15 protein-coding genes are annotated in these 16,704 nt (G+C 63.0%); 4 read left to right on the forward strand and 11 right to left on the reverse strand.

Annotated elements, in window-relative coordinates:
- Nucleotides 1–3 precede the first annotated feature (3 nt).
- The 7 genes from NKI58_RS07180 to NKI58_RS07210 all read right to left on the reverse strand — a co-directional run bounded on the left by NKI58_RS07180 (nucleotide 4) and on the right by NKI58_RS07210 (nucleotide 7,145).
- Nucleotides 4–1,374, reverse strand: a complete 1,371-nt coding sequence (locus NKI58_RS07180) for an FGGY-family carbohydrate kinase (protein ID WP_352853106.1) — start codon at nucleotides 1,372–1,374, stop codon at nucleotides 4–6.
- On the reverse strand, nucleotides 1,371–1,688 hold the full coding sequence (gene rhaM, locus NKI58_RS07185; protein ID WP_352448660.1) for an L-rhamnose mutarotase: 318 nt from the start codon (nucleotides 1,686–1,688) through the stop codon (nucleotides 1,371–1,373). The genes NKI58_RS07180 and rhaM overlap by 4 nt, the downstream gene beginning before the upstream one ends.
- Nucleotides 1,688–2,689 (reverse strand): ABC transporter permease, encoded by a 1,002-nt coding sequence (locus tag NKI58_RS07190; RefSeq protein ID WP_352589179.1) that lies wholly within the window; start codon nucleotides 2,687–2,689, stop codon nucleotides 1,688–1,690. Before NKI58_RS07190 ends, rhaM begins: the two co-directional genes overlap by 1 nt.
- The gene (locus tag NKI58_RS07195) at nucleotides 2,686–3,663 is read right to left on the reverse strand and encodes an ABC transporter permease (protein ID WP_352784753.1); all 978 of its coding nucleotides are present in this window, start codon (nucleotides 3,661–3,663) and stop codon (nucleotides 2,686–2,688) included. The genes NKI58_RS07190 and NKI58_RS07195 overlap by 4 nt, the downstream gene beginning before the upstream one ends.
- Complete coding sequence (locus NKI58_RS07200; protein WP_023677378.1) at nucleotides 3,660–5,201, reverse strand: sugar ABC transporter ATP-binding protein; 1,542 nt, start codon at nucleotides 5,199–5,201, stop codon at nucleotides 3,660–3,662. The genes NKI58_RS07195 and NKI58_RS07200 overlap by 4 nt, the downstream gene beginning before the upstream one ends.
- 83 nt (nucleotides 5,202–5,284) lie before the next feature.
- Nucleotides 5,285–6,280 (reverse strand): rhamnose ABC transporter substrate-binding protein, encoded by a 996-nt coding sequence (rhaS, locus tag NKI58_RS07205; RefSeq protein ID WP_352684493.1) that lies wholly within the window; start codon nucleotides 6,278–6,280, stop codon nucleotides 5,285–5,287.
- Nucleotides 6,281–6,335: 55 nt separating this feature from the next.
- A complete protein-coding gene (locus NKI58_RS07210) occupies nucleotides 6,336–7,145 on the reverse strand; it encodes a DeoR/GlpR family DNA-binding transcription regulator (RefSeq protein WP_023677380.1) in 810 nt (269 codons plus the stop codon).
- Between the two features lie 187 nt (nucleotides 7,146–7,332).
- Here NKI58_RS07210 and NKI58_RS07215 point away from each other — a divergent pair, with 187 nt between their 5' ends.
- On the forward strand, nucleotides 7,333–9,435 hold the full coding sequence (locus NKI58_RS07215) for a bifunctional rhamnulose-1-phosphate aldolase/short-chain dehydrogenase (protein ID WP_352784755.1): 2,103 nt from the start codon (nucleotides 7,333–7,335) through the stop codon (nucleotides 9,433–9,435).
- A gap of 179 nt (nucleotides 9,436–9,614) precedes the next feature.
- Nucleotides 9,615–10,907: an L-rhamnose catabolism isomerase gene (gene rhaI, locus NKI58_RS07220; protein ID WP_352784758.1), complete on the forward strand. Its 1,293-nt coding sequence runs from the start codon at nucleotides 9,615–9,617 to the stop codon at nucleotides 10,905–10,907.
- Nucleotides 10,908–11,543: 636 nt separating this feature from the next.
- On the opposite strand, the gene NKI58_RS07225 is transcribed toward rhaI, so the two are convergent.
- Nucleotides 11,544–12,632, reverse strand: coding sequence for an IS110 family RNA-guided transposase (locus tag NKI58_RS07225; RefSeq protein ID WP_352685161.1), 1,089 nt, complete (start codon nucleotides 12,630–12,632; stop codon nucleotides 11,544–11,546).
- Nucleotides 12,633–12,857: 225 nt separating this feature from the next.
- Between NKI58_RS07225 and ggt the strand changes: the two genes are divergently transcribed.
- On the forward strand, nucleotides 12,858–14,594 hold the full coding sequence (ggt, locus tag NKI58_RS07230) for a gamma-glutamyltransferase (RefSeq protein WP_352784764.1): 1,737 nt from the start codon (nucleotides 12,858–12,860) through the stop codon (nucleotides 14,592–14,594).
- 64 nt (nucleotides 14,595–14,658) lie between these two features.
- On the opposite strand, the gene NKI58_RS07235 is transcribed toward ggt, so the two are convergent.
- From NKI58_RS07235 to NKI58_RS07245, 3 genes are all read right to left on the reverse strand, one after another.
- A complete protein-coding gene (locus NKI58_RS07235) occupies nucleotides 14,659–15,000 on the reverse strand; it encodes a hypothetical protein (protein ID WP_292663955.1) in 342 nt (113 codons plus the stop codon).
- Nucleotides 15,001–15,181: 181 nt separating this feature from the next.
- Nucleotides 15,182–15,631 carry a hypothetical protein gene (locus tag NKI58_RS07240; protein ID WP_352784767.1) on the reverse strand — a complete coding sequence of 150 codons (450 nt, stop codon included), beginning with the start codon at nucleotides 15,629–15,631 and terminating at the stop codon, nucleotides 15,182–15,184.
- A gap of 78 nt (nucleotides 15,632–15,709) precedes the next feature.
- Nucleotides 15,710–16,009 (reverse strand): DUF1236 domain-containing protein, encoded by a 300-nt coding sequence (locus NKI58_RS07245; protein ID WP_352784770.1) that lies wholly within the window; start codon nucleotides 16,007–16,009, stop codon nucleotides 15,710–15,712.
- A 422-nt stretch (nucleotides 16,010–16,431) separates the two neighbouring features.
- On the opposite strand from NKI58_RS07245, the gene NKI58_RS07250 reads away from it, so the two are divergent.
- Nucleotides 16,432–16,623, forward strand: a complete 192-nt coding sequence (locus NKI58_RS07250; RefSeq protein ID WP_352624329.1) for a DUF3606 domain-containing protein — start codon at nucleotides 16,432–16,434, stop codon at nucleotides 16,621–16,623.
- Nucleotides 16,624–16,704: the final 81 nt, after the last annotated feature.

Raw genomic sequence — 16,704 nt, forward strand, 5'->3', positions numbered from 1 at the left:
CGGTCAGGCTCGTTCGTCGACCGCCGAACGCCAGGAGCGCACGTAACTTGTCCAGAGTGGATCGGCCGACGGTTCGGTCCTTTCGCCTCTGCCTTGCGGTGTCCCCTGGTCCGACGCCAGCAAGGCGGCGCCGATGCTGGTGCCTGTCGCAGCCTCGGAGGCAATGACGGCGCGCGCCGCCGCCGCAGCCAGCATGCGGGTGAACAGCCGGTTGCGGGCGAAGGGTCCTTCGACGATGGTGGGACCGTCCGCGCCGATCAGGTCGAGGCAGGTCGCGGTCATCAGCGCCAGGTAGAACGAGATGGCGACAAAGCGATGGCCGACGCTCATACCGTCCGCGTTAAGCCATGATGCGGTATGATACGGAAACGGCCCCGAACCCTGTTGGGTCGAGGGCAATAGGGACGTCTTGCGCGCCAGCACCGTGGCAACATCGTCTTCCGTCCAGTTCTCCGATTGGCCCTCGGTCAGCACGGAAAACTCGCGGCCACCCATGAAGCGCGCCGAGGGCACGGGATCGCCGAGCGCGTTGACATTGACCAGCGTGTCGCGTGCCGGGTCGAGCGCGATCTTGTTGCCGCCAACCGCCATCGACACCACCCAGGTGCCGGTCGAGACCACGGAGAAAGGCGGCTTGTCGGACAGGAGATGCGGCATCAGCGAGGCGTTGGAATCGTGCAGGCCGCAAAACACCGGCGTTTGCGGGTCGAGGCCGGTTTGCCGCGCGAGAGCGGGCAGGATCGGGCCCAGGCGGTCCTTGGCCGGCCGCACCGGCGCCATTAGCCGGCGCCATTCCAGCCGGTCGACCAGCGACGAAAAATCCGCTTTCCACGGGTTCCACAGATCGGTGTGGCAGCCGAGCGAAGTCACCTCGCTGGCGGCGATGCCGGTCAGGCGCAAGGCCCAGTATTGCGGATACATCAGGATCGCTGCGGTTCTGGCGAGATCCGCCGGAAAGCGCTTCTGCTGCCAGAACAGCTGCGCGCCGAGATTGAGGCCGGCCGGCAGGTGCGGCGTGCCGGTCTCGGAGAACGCCGGACGGATCGTGTCATAGTCCCCGGCAAGGGCATCCGGCCCGTCGAATTCGTAGTCGAGCACCGGCAGCGCCAGTTCGCCTGATGCGTCGACCAGCACGCCCGTAGCGCCATGGGTGGTGATCGATATCGCATCGATGCGCTGCTCGCGATCGATCTCGGCCAGGCTGCCAAGGATAAACGCCCATAACCGCTCGACGTCATGGTGCGGGTACGGGCCTTGCCGAACCGGCTCGTTCACCATCCTGCGCAGCGCGACTTCGCTTGCTGCGGCAAGATCGACCAGCGCCACCTTGGCGTTGGTCTTGCCGATATCGATGACGGCGACGTGGCGGGTCATTCCATATGGAACATTGTTTCCAGCGGCACCGCCACCGGCTCGTTGTTCGGCTTGGTCTCCATGATGTCCGCCATCTCGGCCCACCAACGCTGCATCACCGGATGCTTCGGCAATTCGTCCATGCCGTGGTCGTCACGGCGCCACAGCACGCCGAACAAGGTGTTGGTCTCTTCGTCGAGATGGATCGAGTAATCGGAGATACCGGCCTGTTTGAGCAGCGCGACCAGCGACGGCCAGATGTCGTCGTGGCGCCTCTTGTATTCGGCCTTCATGCCCGGATTGAGCTTCATCTTGAACGCGTATTTCTCCGGCATCAGGCAAAGCGCTCCCGCCGCACTCGCCGCCACAGGATCGGCAGCGCGATAACGATGATCAGCAGCAGGCCGATGAAGATCGACATAACGATCCCCGGCACGTTGAGCAGGCCGAGGCCGAAGGTCACCAGTCCCATGATGAAGGCGGCCAGCACCACACCCAGAATGCTGCCGGCGCCGCCCAGGATGCTGACGCCGCCGAGCACCACCATGGTGATGACTTCCAGCTCGTAGCCCTGTGCGATGGACGGCCGGGTCGAGCCGAGCCGCGATGTTATCAGCACCGAGGCGATGCCCGCCATCAGGCCGGTCAGGCAAAACAGGATGAATTTGATACGGCCGACGCGTACGCCGGAAAACTGCGCCGCGACCGGGTTGTTGCCGATGGCAAAGACCCGGCGGCCGAAGCTCGTCCGGTGCAGAAGGAACCAGTAGACGACTGCCGCGACCAGGAAAAGCGTCAGTTCGAACGACACCACCCACCAGACATAGCCCTGGCCGAAGAAGGCGAAGCTCGCGGGATAGCCCTTGTAGGCCTGGTCGCCCAGGATGATGAAGGCAATGCCGCGAAACAGGCTCATCGTGCCGATGGTGACGACGATCGACGGCAAGCCGAGCCTGGTGACGAGCAGTCCGTTGAAGGCGCCGCAGCCGAGCCCGACGACGAGGCCGATTGCCACCAGTTCAGGCATGCCGGCGCCGGCCTGCACCGCCATGCCCATCATTGTTGACGCCAGCGCGATGATGGCGGCCACCGACAGGTCGATTTCGCCGGAGATGATCAGCAGCGCCATGGCCAGCGCGATCAGCGCCTTTTCCGTGAAGTTGAAGGTCAGGTCCGACAGAGACCACGCGTCGAGGAAATAGGGCGAGGCAAAGCTGTTGACGGCAAAGATGGCAACCGCCACGACGACCAGCAGCGCCTCCCATGAGAAGATCGCCGACGTCAGCGGCTTGTCGAGCCGGTCGGGAATATGGCGTGGGGCAGGGGTGTCGGTCATGCCGCTTCCGCCTTCTTGAGGATGATGCGGCCTTGCCGGCGTTCGCCGCGCGCGTTGAGCACCACGGCCAGGATGATGGCGCTGCCTGAAATCGCCATCTGCCAGAAGGGCGAGATATTGATGACCGGCAGCGCGTTGGAGATGATGCCGAGGAACAGCGCGCCGAGCACCGCGCCGCCGACCGAGCCGATGCCGCCGGCGATCGAGATGCCGCCGATGACGCAGGCAGCGATGATATTGAGCTCATAGCCGTTGGCGACCTCGACCGAGGCGATGACGTAGCGCGAGATCCACAGATAGCCGCAGAGGCCGCCGATCATCCCCGAAATGCAGAAGACGGTGAATTTCGTCCGGCCGACATCGATGCCGGCATAGACCGATGCGGTCGGGTTGACGCCGATGGCATAGATCGAGCGGCCGAGCGCGGTGCGCGTCATCACGAGGAAGAACAGCGCAATAACCAGCAGGGCGATCCACGACAGTACCGGAATGCCGAGGAAAGCCGCGCGCTGCAACCCGATGAAATCAGCGCTCATCTGGTCGGCGTTGACCCAGGCGCCGCCTGAAATGACGAACGTGGCACCGCGGTAGATGGTGAGGGTGCCGAGCGTTACCACGATCGAGGGAATGTTCAGCCGCCATACCAGCAGGCCGTTGATGGCGCCGAGCACCAGGCCGACCAGAAGTGCGATGACGATCAGCAGCGGGATCGGGATCGCCGGATGCGCGGCGTTCAGCATTGCCACCACCATGCCGGTGAAGCAGAGATTTGAAGCCATCGACAGGTCGATCGAGCGGGTCAGGATGACGACCATCTGGCCGAGCGCCAGGATCATCAGGATCGACGTGTCGTTGAACACCTGGCGCAGGTTGGCCGGATCGGAAAAACCTGGAAACCGCGTGGAGATCAGCCCGATCAGCACGACGATTGCCGCCAGCAGCCAGACCTCGCGGTATTTGAGAAGAGCCTTCATGCCGCGATCCCCGCTGCCGTCCGGACCAAGGTTTCGGCGTCGAGCCCTTTATTGTCGTAGACCGCGGCAATGCGGCCCTCGCGCATAACCACGACGCGGTCCGACATGCCGAGGATTTCCGGCAATTCGGACGACACCATGATCACCGACAGGCCTTGCGCGACGAGCTCGGCCATGAAGCCGTGCACGGCCGCCTTCGAGCCGATGTCGATGCCCTTGGTCGGCTCGTCCAGGATGATCACCTTGGGCGCGGTCGCCAGCCATTTGGCGATGACGATCTTCTGCTGGTTGCCGCCCGACAGCGTGCCGACGTCCTGGCTGAGCGAGGAGGCGCGCAGATCGAGCCGCTCGGTATAGGAGCGAGCCAGCGCGAACTCTTCGGCCAGCCGCAATATGCCGGATTTGGATGTCCGTTTGAGCGAGGGCAGCGAGACATTCTGGAAGATCGGCAGGCCGATCACCACGCCTTGCTTGCCGCGCTCCTCCGGCACATAGACGATGCCGGCGTAGATCGAATCCGCCGCCGATTTCGGCGCGATTGCCTTACCCTCCAGCGTGATCGTGCCGCCGCTGGTGCGGGTGATGCCTGATATCGCCTGCATCACCTCGCTGCGCCCGGCGCCGACAAGGCCGTAGAAGCCGAGGATTTCGCCCCTGTGCAGCTCGAAGCCTATGTCGTCGAACTCGGTCGGGTGCGACAGGCCGGAGACGGCCAGCACCGGCGCGCCGATCTCGGCCTTGCGCTGCGGAAAGATGTGATCGACCGAGCGGCCGACCATCATGCGCACGATCTGGCTCTGGCCGGCGTCCTTGATCAGGCCTTCGCCGACCATCTCGCCGTCGCGGAACACGGTATAGCGGTCGGCGATGCGGTAGATCTCATCGAATTTGTGGCTGATGAACAGGATCGCCTTGCCGTCGCTCTTGAGGAATTCGATCAGCAGGAAAAGCTCTTCGATCTCCTTCATCGAAAGCGCTGCCGTCGGCTCGTCCATGATGACGATCCGCGCGTCGATGGACATGGCGCGGGCAACCGCAACCAGGTGCTTGTTGGCAATGCCGAGATCCTTCAGCCTGGCGTCGGCGTCGATATGGCCGGCGCCCATCGTGTCGAGCACCTCGCGGGCATTCTTGCGCATGGTGCGCCAGTCGATGGTTTTGAAACGCGTGCGCGGCGCATGGCCGAGGAAGATGTTTTCGGCCACCGTCAGGTCGTCGAACAGCACGGTTTCCTGGTGGATGGCGGTGATGCCGTGCCCGAACGCAGCGTGGGCGCTGGGCAGTGTGACCGGCTGGCCGTCGATGCTGATCGTGCCAGCATCCGGCTGGTAGATGCCGGTCATGATCTTGACCAGCGTCGACTTGCCGGCACCGTTTTCGCCGATCAGCGCGGTTACCTGGCCGGGATAGAGCGACAGGCCGACATTGTGCAGCGCCCGCACGCCGGGAAAGCTTTTCGAGATGCCGGACAGCGTCAGGCGCGGTCCGGATGACAAAGGCGCTTCATGTGCCACTTCGTGCTGGGCTGTCGTGTCCATAATCGTATCAAGCCCTGTAGCAAGGTTCGTTTGAAAGCGCGGCGGAACCTGAGCCCCGCCGCACCGTTTCGAAGGTCCCAGGATCAATAGATCTTGGAGAACTTTTCGATGTTCGACTTGTCGAACTGGAAGGGCGGAGCCATCGCAGCCGAGTTGGTGTCGTCGAGCGTGACCTTGCCGACGCGGCCGATCGACAGCGTAGCACCGGGCTTGGCCTCTTCCTTCTTCACCGCCAGGTCGTGGGCGAGGTAGACGGCGGAGTAGCCGAGATCGATCGGGTTCCACAGCGCAACCGCCTGGCTGGCGCCATTGTCGATGAACTTTTTGAACTCCGACGGCAGCGCCAGGCCGGTGACGTTGACCTTGCCGATCAGGCCCTCGTCGGTCACCACCTGCGCGGCGGCAACGACGCCGACCGTGGTCGGTGCGATGATCGCCTTGAGGTTCGGATAGGACTTCAGCAGGCCCTTGGCTTCGTCCGTGCTCTTGGCCGAGTCGTCGTCGCCATAGACGGTGGCGACGAGCTTGATCTTGGGGAACTTCTCCGGCAGCACCTTCTTGGCCGCGTCGATCCAGGCATTCTGGTTGGTCGCGGTCGAAGAAGCCGACAGGATGGCGACATCGCCGCCTTCCGGCAGGTAGTCGGCGGCCAGCTTGATGATGGTCTCACCGATCAGGTTGGTATCGGAGGGGTTGAGGTGAAGCTGGCGTCCTTCCGGCGCGACGCCTGAATCCCACGAGATGACGGTAATGCCGCGCTGCATCGCCTTCTTCAGCACTGGCACCAGCGCGTCGGCGTCGTTCGCCGAAATGGCGATGGCATTGACCTTCTGGGCGATCAGCGAATTGACCACTTCGATCTGCGCTTCGGCGGTCGCCTTGGTCGGGCCGGTGTAGATGATGTCGACATCGCCGAGCTCCTTGGCCGCCTCTTCGGCGCCCTTGTTGGCGGCGTCGAAGAAGCCGTTGCCGAGCGACTTCACCACCAGCGCGATCTTGACGTTTTCGGCGTAGGCGGCATTCACGAACAGGGCGGCGGAGAACGCCGCCGTAACCATCAATTTCTTCAGAAAGCTCATCGAATATCCTCCCTTGAGCGTTGCATTCCATCGCCGCTGCGGGCGTGAGTGGTTCTCAGGCCTGCAGCGAAGATTCTTCCTTGTTGGTTGCCGTTGTGCGGGCGATGATCAGCGTCACGCCGGCGGTCTCCAGCATCTTGGCTTCGCGATCCTCGATGGCGTCGTCGGTGATCACCGTGGCGATGCGCGACAGGCCGCACAGGATCAGGCTCGAGCGTTTGCGGAACTTCGAGGAATCGACCAGCACCACCAATTCGTCCGCCTGGTCGATCAGTTTCTGCTCGGCCTGGATCAGCAGCGGGTCGCCTTCCATAAGGCCGAGCGGCCCCAGCCCTTGCGCGCCCATGAACATGCGGCGCGCGTAGAAATTGCGCGTCACGTCATTGTCGAACGGCGACAGGATGATGTTCTGCTCGCGGTAGATGGTGCCGCCCGACAGCATCACCGTGTTCTTGGAGTGCCTGAGCAAGTGCTCCGCGATCGGGAAGGAATTGGTGAAGATCGGCATGCGGCGGCCGGTCAGGAAATGCACCATCTGGAAGGTGGTGGTGCCGCCATTGATGATGATCGGCTCGCCGTCCTTGCACAGATCCACGGCTTCCCGCGCGATTGCCCGCTTCTGCGAAGCGTTGATGGTCTCGTTGACGGAAAAGGGCCGGCCGGCTAGGCCGATGAACTGCGGCGGCGAAAGCGCCTCGGCGCCGCCGCGCACCCGGCGCAGCCGTTTTTGCACATGCAATGCCGCGATGTCGCGCCGGATCGTCGCCTCCGACGACTCCGTCAGGTCGACCATCTCCTGCACCGTCACCACAGGCTTTTCCTGGACGGCGGACAGAATGATCCTGTGGCGCTCTTTCTCGTGCATGGTTCCTCCCTGCCGGAGCATCTAGTCACCCAAAGCGCGCAGTGTCAATCATTTCCGATCAGATAATTTCATTGTGCAATGCAATATGACTGATATTGATCGTTTGTGATTGACAAGGCCGCCGCTTGCGTAGAAATTCGTACAAAAGGGACCCGCGCCGTTTGCGTGTCCCAAAGGGAGGATACCTATGCTCGACAAGCGCTCCGGCACGCGCCTCGCCAATCTTTGGAATGACGCAAAAGCGCAAGCAATGAGCGAGCCCGAACGTCTGGTCTATCGCTCGAATGTTCTTGGCTCCGACAAGCGCGTCACCAATTATGGCGGCGGCAACACCTCCTCCAAGATTTGGCAAAACGATCCGCTCACCGGCGAGAGCGTGGAAGTGCTGTGGGTCAAGGGCTCGGGCGGCGACAGCGCCTCGATCAAGCTCGACGGCTTCGCCACGCTCTACATGGACAAATTGCGCGCGCTGAAAGGTCTCTATCGCGGCCTCGAACATGAAGACGAGATGGTCGGCTATCTGCCCCATTGCACCTTCAACCTCAACCCGCGCGCGGCTTCCATCGACACGCCGCTGCATGCCTTCGTGCCGAAGCCTTATGTCGACCATATGCATCCCGATGCCATCATCGCCATTGCCGCCGCCAAGGATTCGCAGGCGCTGACCAAGGAGATCTTCGGCGACACGATCGGCTGGCTGCCATGGAAACGGCCGGGCTTCGAGCTCGGCCTGTGGCTGGAGAAATTCTGCCGCGAAAACCCCGAAGCCAAGGGTGTCGTACTGGCCAGTCATGGCCTGTTCAGCTGGGGCGACACGCCGAAGGAATGCTACGAGACGACGATCTCGGTGATCAACCAGGCGATCGACTGGTTCGAGCGCAAGAGCCAGGGCAAGCCGATTTTCGGCGGCGAAGTCGTCAAATCCCTCGATGCGCCTGCGCGTCGCACCGTGGCCGCAAAACTGATGCCGAGGATCCGTGGCCTGATCTCGGAGAACAGCCACAAGCTCGGCCATTTCGACGATTCCCCTGCCGTGCTCGAATTCGTCAATTCCAGGGATTTGCGGCCGCTGGCGGCACTCGGCACGTCCTGCCCGGACCACTTCCTGCGCACCAAGATCCGGCCGCTGGTCATCGAGTTCGACCCCCAAAATCCCGACGTCGATGCCGTCATTGCCCGTCTTGCCGATGATGTGGCGGAGTATCGCGTCGGCTATCAGGCCTATTATGACCGCTGCAAGCACGCGGATTCGCCACCGGTGCGCGATCCGAACGCCGTCGTCTATCTGATGCCCGGCGTTGGCATGTTCACCTTCGCCGGCGACAAGGCGACGGCGCGCATATCGGGCGAATTCTACGTCAACGCCATCAACGTCATGCGCGGTGCCTCGACGGTCTCGACCTATGTCGGCCTGCCCGACCAGGAAGCCTTCGACATCGAATACTGGCTGCTCGAAGAGGCAAAGCTGCAGCGCCTGCCGAAACCAAAGGCTCTTGCCGGCCAGATTGCGCTGGTCACCGGCGGCGCCGGCGGTATCGGCCGGGCCACCGCCAACCGGCTGCTGCGCGAGGGCGCGTGCGTCGTGCTGGCCGATATCGACGAAGCAGCCCTTGCCAGCGCCAATGACGAGCTTGCCAAGGCCTATGGCAAGGATTTCGTGCGGCCCGTAGTCATCAACGTCACGTCCGAGGATCAGGTGATCTCCGGCTTTGCCGAAACGGCGGTCGAATTCGGCGGCATCGATATTCTGGTCTCCAATGCCGGCCTGGCCTCCTCGGCGCCGATCGAGGACACCACGCTGACGCTGTGGAACAAGAACATGGACATCCTGTCGACCGGCTATTTCCTGGTTTCGCGGGAGGCGTTCCGGCTGTTTCGGGCGCAGAAGATCGGCGGCAACGTCGTCTTCGTCGCCTCCAAGAATGGGCTTGCCGCATCGCCAAACGCCGCCGCCTATTGCACTGCCAAGGCCGCCGAAATCCATCTGGCACGCTGCCTGGCGCTGGAAGGCGCGGAAGCGCAGATCAGGGTCAATGTCGTCAACCCCGACGCTGTGCTGCGCGGCTCGAAGATCTGGACCGGCGAATGGAAGGAACAGCGCGCCGCCGCCTACAAGATGTCGACCGACGATCTCGAGGAGCACTACCGCTCGCGTTCGATGCTGAAGCGGTCGGTGTTCCCCGAAGACATCGCCGAGGCGATCTATTTCTTCGCCTCCGATATGTCGGCCAAATCGACCGGCAACATCATCAACGTCGACGCCGGCAACGCACAGAGTTTTACGCGATAAGCGACCGTCTTTGAGGGTTGCGCTGCCCCTCATCCGCCTGCCGGCACCTTTCTTCCCGTATAGTGACGGGGAGAAGGGAAGCGCTACAACGCCGGTGATCCTCCTCTCCCCGTGTTTTTACGGGGAGAGGGTAAGGGTGAGGGGCAGCGCCGACCAACGCAAATTGGGAGGAAACCACCATGTCCGAAACCATCATCTCCGCCGACCTCGTCGACAGGCACAATGCCGCGCGCGATGCCGACCTCAGACGCGACTACGAGTCTCTCGGCGAGCGCCTCGACCGCCGCGGCATCGCCATCGACGCCATCCGCGACAAGGTCGAGAAATTCGCCGTCGCCATCCCGTCCTGGGGCGTCGGCACCGGCGGCACCCGCTTTGCCCGCTTTCCCGGCGCCGGCGAGCCGCGTGACATTTTCGACAAGATCGAGGACTGCGCCGTCATCCGGCAATTGACGCAGGCGACGCCGACCGTCTCGCTGCATATTCCCTGGGACAAGGCCGATCCGAGCCGGCTGAAGCAGGCGGCATCCCGCTTCGGCCTCGGCTTCGACGCCATCAACTCCAACACCTTCTCCGACGCCAGCGACCAAAAACTTTCCTATAAATTCGGCTCGCTGTCGCATGCCGATGCAGCAACACGCCGGCAGGCGGTCGAGCACAATCTCGAATGCATCGAGATCGGCAGGACGCTGGGCTCCAAAGCGCTGACGGTATGGATCGGTGACGGCTCGAACTTTCCCGGCCAGGTCAATTTCGCCAAGGCATTCGAGCGCTATCTCGACGCGATGAAGGAGATCTATGCCGGACTGCCGGACGGCTGGAAACTGTTCACCGAGCACAAGATGTACGAGCCGGCCTTCTATTCGACCGTCGTGCAGGATTGGGGCACCAATTACATCATCGCCAAAGAGCTTGGCGACAAGGCGTTCTGTCTGGTCGACCTCGGCCATCACGCCCCCAACGTCAACATCGAGATGATCGTGTCGCGGCTGATCCAGTTCAAGAAACTCGGCGGCTTCCATTTCAACGATTCGAAATATGGCGACGACGACCTCGACGCCGGCTCGATCGATCCCTACCGGCTGTTCCTTGTCTTCAACGAACTCGTCGATGCCGAGCTTTCAGGTGCAGAAGGGTTCGATCCGGCTCACATGCTCGACCAGAGCCACAACGTCACCGACCCGATCGAAAGCCTGATGCTGTCGGCAATTGAGGTGCAGCGCGCCTATGCTCAGGCGCTGCTGGTCGACCGCAAGGCGCTCGAAGGTTTCCAGCATGCCAATGACGCGCTGATGGCGACGCAGACGCTGAAGACAGCCTATCGCACCGACGTCGAGCCGATCCTTGCCATGGCGCGGCTGAAGACCGGCGGCGCCATCGATCCGGTCGCCGCCTACCGCGCCGCCGGCTACCGGGCGAAGCTTGCAGCGGAACGGCCGGCCGTGGCGAGCGTCGGCGGCGGGATTGTTTGATGTTGGTGAAAATGAAAACCCGCCACGAAGGGCGGGTCGTTGGAGCCAATTAGCACCACAGCCAGATTAATAGCATAGCTGCCGGCACAAAGCAAGAACAAAATTGCTGTAACGTGAAAATTCTGGGAGCCGCGATGAAGCGTGGCCTTGCTACCAACGCTGCGGCGCTCAGAAGTTACGGCATGGATCCTAGGGTCTCCGCTACGTCGCTTCGCTCCTGCTCCGCCCTAGGATGACGAACGCGTGGTGGTACAAGAACCAGTCGCGGACGTTGGAGATTGGCGGGAAGCGTCACCTCGCTTCGTCATCCTAGGGCAGAGCGAACGCGAAGCGCAGCGCAGACCCTAGGATCTATATGTGGACGGCGCCTGCCTGCAACGGTTGTTTTGCGTCGTTTTCGATCGCTTGCGTCCATATGTCCGGCCTTTGAGCACGGTCCTTGCGGCCGCTGGCCAAGGTGGGGTTCGCGACGCCCGTTCCAATCATGCCAGCGGTTTCGTTGGCCAATGGATCCCTCGGAGTTTCGCGCGTCACGGATCGATCGATCACGCCATCTTCCTTCCGTTGCAAGAGCTTGTGTTCGGTGTTCCTCCGTTGCGGCCTATCCGGGCATGTCAGCGCCGTGCTGAGCCGCGGTCAGGGCTGGCCGCAGGCCACCGCCGTAGGCGGCGCGAAGCGGCCTTGAGGGCGGCGAGGAGGCGTCAGGTTGCCCGCCAGGCCGCAACGGTACGGCTCGCCGGTGATCATCATCTTCCAGGCCATGCGGGCGGTCTTGTTGGCGAGCGCCACAGCCGCCAGCTTCGGCGGCTTGCGCGCAATCAACGCCGCCAGCCACGGCGAGGCCTTGGCGCGGCCGCGACGCACCTGCTGGATGTGGGCCGTCGCGCCCACCACCAGCGCCTGCCGCAGCATCTCGTCGCCGGCCCGCGTGATCACCCCCAGCCGGTTCTTGCCGGCGGTCGAATGGTTCTTCGGCGTCAGCCCCAGCCACGCCGCGAAGTCGCGTCCCGAGCCGAACGCTGTCGCATCAGTGACCTTGACGCCGAGCAGGCTCGCCACGACCGGCCCGACGCCGGGCATCGCAGCCAGCCGCTGTCCAGTCTCGTCCTTGCGGTGATGGGCCAACAGCTTCTTGTCGATTGCCGCGTATCGCGCGCACACCGCGCGGTATTCCTCGCCGAGCGTCTCAAGCAGTTCCTTTGCCAGCCCCGGCACCGTCGCGTCGCCGGCAATGCGGGCCAGCAGTGGCTCGATGCGGGCAAGGCCTTGTGCGGCCACCAGGCCGAATTCGGCTGCGTAGCCGCGGATCGTGTTGGAAAGCTGCGTGCGCCGCCGCACCAGCTGCTCGCGCACCCCAAACAGCATCTGCGCCGCTTGCTGCTCGCCGCTCTTGATCCCAACAAAGCGTGTCCTGGGCCGGCTCATCGCCTCGCAGATCGCCTCGGCGTCAGCCGCGTCATGCTTGCCGCGCCGCACATATGGCTTCACGTGCTGCGCCGCGATCAGCACCACCTCATGACCCAGCCCCGACAGCGTGCGCGCCCAGTAATGCGAGCCGCCGCACGCCTCCAGCCCGATCCTCACCGGCGCAAGCTTGGCGAAGAACGGGACTACCGCCCGCCGTTGCAATTTACGCACCAGCACCGAACGCTCCGCAGCGTCGACACCATGCAGCTGAAAAACACTCTTGGACGTATCCATGCCAATACGGATAAGGTGTTCCACGGACGGCTCCCTTGTTTGAGATCTCAACGAACTCATTCTGGCACATCCGATGCCGTCGGGCGCCGTCCACCCCATCATGCCGTTGCAGTCGCCGAAGATTGCAACGGCGGTTGCGAGGCGAACCGGCACAGGCGTGCGAACCCTCCCGATTCTTTCGATCTTCGCAGTAGACTCAACCGCTCCAAGCGCGTTTCCTAGGCACACCCCCACGCTCGGAGAACGGCCATGCACAACACCCGCCGAACCCTAATCGCCGTAAGCCTTTCCCTCACCCTGACCTTCGTACCCTTCCTCGCCTATGCCGCCTCGCCGCAGCCGGCGAAGGGCGAGCACGGCATGGTGGTGACCGCCCAGCATCTTGCGTCTGAGGTCGGCGTCGAGGTGCTGAAGCAGGGCGGCAACGCGGTCGATGCCGCGGTCGCCGTCGGCTATGCGCTGGCCGTGGTCTATCCGACCGCCGGCAATATCGGCGGTGGCGGCTTCATGACCATCCGCTTCAACGACGGCCGCTCGACCTTCCTCGATTTTCGCGAGCGCGCGCCGCTGGCCGCGACCAAAACCATGTATCTCGACAAGGACGGCAAGCCGGTAAAAGGCGCCAGTCTCGACGGCTATCTGGCGGTCGGCGTGCCGGGCTCGGTCGCTGGTTTCGAAATGGCACGGGAGAAATACGGCACGCTGTCGCGGCAGGACTTGCTGGCGCCGGCCATCCGCTTTGCCAAAGAAGGCTTCGTGCTGGAGCAGGGCGATGCGGCCTCGCTCCAGGGCGGCGCGGAGCGGTTGGCCAGGGACCCAGCGGCGGCGGCCATTTTCCTCAAGCCGGACGGCAAGCCTTATGCTGTCGGCGAGCGCCTTGTTCAGCCCGATCTCGCGGCTTCGCTTGCCGCCATTTCCGAACGCGGGGCGGATGCCTTCTACAAAGGCGCGACCGCCGACGCCATCGTCAAGGCGAGTGGCGAGAAGGGCGGCATTCTGGCCAGGGCTGATTTCGAAAACTATGCGGTGCGCGAGCTCAAGCCGGCGACCTGCAATTACCGCGGCTACGAGATCATTTCCTCGCCGCCGCCGAGCTCCGGCGGCGTCATCATCTGCGAGATCCTCAACGTGCTTGAGTTCTATCCGTTGTCCTATCTCGGCGCCGGTTCGGCCGAGACGGTTCACGTCATGGTCGAGGCGATGCGCCACGCCTATGTCGACCGCAATTCGGCGCTCGGCGATCCCGGCTTCATCGACAATCCGGTCGCAAAACTGCTCGACAAGAATTACGCCAGGGAAATTCGCGAAAAGATCGATCCGTTCCGGGCCGGCGTGTCGCAGGAATTGATGCCGAAGGGCTTTGGCGAGAGCAACGAGACGACGCATTTTTCGATCATCGACAATGACGGCAATGCCGTCGCGGTAACCTACACGCTGAACGGCTCTTTCGGCGCCGGCGTTGTCGCCGCCGGCACCGGCATCCTGCTCAACAACGAGATGGACGATTTCACCCAGAAACCCGGCGTGCCCAATCTCTATGGCCTGGTCCAGGGCGAGGCGAATGCGATTGCGCCGAAAAAGACGCCGCTGTCGTCGATGAGCCCCACCATCCTCGCCAAAGACGGCAAGCCGTTCATGGTCATCGGCAGCCCCGGCGGTTCACGCATCATCACCATCACGCTGGAGGCGATCGTCAACGTCGTCGATCACGGCATGAACATCCAGGAGGCCATCGACGCACCGCGCATCCATCACCAATGGCTGCCTGACACGGTCTATATCGAACCCTTCGGCCTGTCGCCCGATACCGAAAAGCTGCTTACCGGCATGGGCTACCGCCTCGATCTTGCCGACACGACCTGGGGCCAGGCGGCCGGCATCCTGGTCGGCGGCAAGAGCCTGGCGGAAATCGAGAAGGGTGGCGGCGCCCGCTACAATGGCGCCATCGACAGCCGCGCCGCAGCCGGCAAGGCTATCGGGTATTAAACCCCAAAAAGTGGGAACCGGTTTTCGGATAAGATCATGGTCAACAAGAAGATTGCGCCTTGCTTCAGGTGACCAGCGCGATTGTCGACGCAATCAGCATCAGCGCCGCGATGCCGACGAACAGCGCGTAGATGCGCGGCCGGTCGAGCAGAAGCGCATTGCCGGATATCCATGCTGCAGTGGCGCCACCAAGCGCGAAAAAGAAGGTGCTGCGGCGCCCGAAGCTCAAGCCGGCAGCCATCAGGCCACCGATGATCAGGGCGCCGAACACGATGATCACGGCGACTGCGTATTTTTCGAAATCGTTGCTGCCGGCGCTCGGGCCGATTGCGTTCAACCTCGACAGATCGTCCGGATCGAACGGGCTGGTCGACCCATATTCGTCTTGACCGACAGGCTCATGCATTATTCGTTCTCCGCAAACCGACAGCAAATCATCAAGCCTCGCCGAGCGCAACCGCTCGCCGAATGTGATCGGCACGGTGTTCAACACTTTCTGGCGGCGGCTTGCCAGAGATTTTTGAATTCGCGCTTGGATCGCCGCCCCGCTGCGCGGCCTGGTCAAGCGCTTTGCCCGAGCTGAATCTTCATGCCGCCCTGGCCAAAGACCGCGTTGCCTGAACGGAAGCCCCAAGCACCGCCTGTGCGGAGTCGGCCTGCCTTTCATCGACATGCGCCAGCACCAGGATCACACCTTGTGCGGCATTCGTCTGGCCTGGCTGCTTGCCGGTACCGGACGATGTCCCGAAAAGCCTGCCGGCAACGCCGCCCAGGACTGCACCGACGAGGGCCGAGGCCAGCCATCCCGCGCCGAGGGGATCGATGCCGGGGATATCAAAGGCGCCGAGGCCGGCCAACAAACCCGCCGCCGCGCCAAGGGCGGCACCGGTGCCTGGACCGCGCAAGACGGCGCCGATTTCGTCATCGTAGGGTCCGATGACACTGATTTCGTGACGGGCGATCCCTGCCGCCTGAAGCGCTTCGACGGCACGCGCCGCCTGGTCATGGGAATCAAAAAGTCTGCTGATTGTTCGCATTGAAACTGCCTGTGAGGCCCCCCGGCCCTCGACGGTACGGCGGGTTCCTGCTGAGCGACGACTGCCCGAGCTTTCACGTCACTCGATGATCTTGACGATCTTGCGCGTGCCTGGGTCGACGACGACGGTGCGGTTGTCGACGATGACATAGCGGTATTTGACGCTGGGGACTTCATGAAGCTCGACGGTATCGGGAAGCGTCGAGCCGATATTGAGCTCCACCCCAGGGATTTTCACCGAGGCCAGCGGCTGCTTCTTCACATACTCCTTGATGACCGTTTCCTGCTGCGGTTCGATGACAACGTCTTGCGCTGCAGCGGCGCCGAGGCCTGCCAGCAGCAGAAATCCCGCCACCGCGGTGGAAAGATGCATTCTCATGGTCGTCTCCTTTGCGAACTCGGTCCGCTCTTCGCGCCAAGGCTCACTCGAACGGAAGGCAGCTGAAAACGTTCCGTCGACCGGGCTTCGGTCCCGCCCGGCAGGGACCAACCGACGTGTTGCCGCAGGACCTAAGTCTGATCCTTGTGCGCAAAGGGTGGGTTTGCCGCGTGACCCGGAACCGCCGCGGCACCTAGCCGTTGCTGGCTGCACGTTCCGGGAGGATTCCATGGAAAAGGTCGACGGTTGCTCGCACCGATCCTGGCTGTTTCCATTCCGATCGAACCCGGCATCTGCGCAGCCCTGTCCCTTCCTGCGCCGATAAGGGTTCGCGCGTCACTTTGTGGCGGGCGAACCCTCAAATTGCTGCGTGCACCAAAGTTGACCCCCTGAAGCGAAGAGAAGGGGCGAGGAGAGCGGAAATGCCCGACGACAAGAGCAAGCGAGACTTCAGCGACCGCAATCGCGTTTCGGCGGATGAATATTATGAGGTCGAACATTTCGCGCGGGAAAATGGTGTTTCGCCCAGCCAGGTGAGCAAGCTGATCAAAAGGACCGGCGGCGACCGGATGATCCTCTCGCAGGCGGTGAAGGCATTGCGCGAGCGCAAGTGAGCTGGCGGCCAAGCCAACGGTGGAGAGGCACTGATCGCGATCGGCCGAGATCCGGCCAGCTATCGACAACATGCCCGGATG

Origin of the sequence: Mesorhizobium sp. M0522 (assembly GCF_040321085.1) — a bacterium.
In the GTDB taxonomy this organism is placed as follows: domain Bacteria; phylum Pseudomonadota; class Alphaproteobacteria; order Rhizobiales; family Rhizobiaceae; genus Mesorhizobium.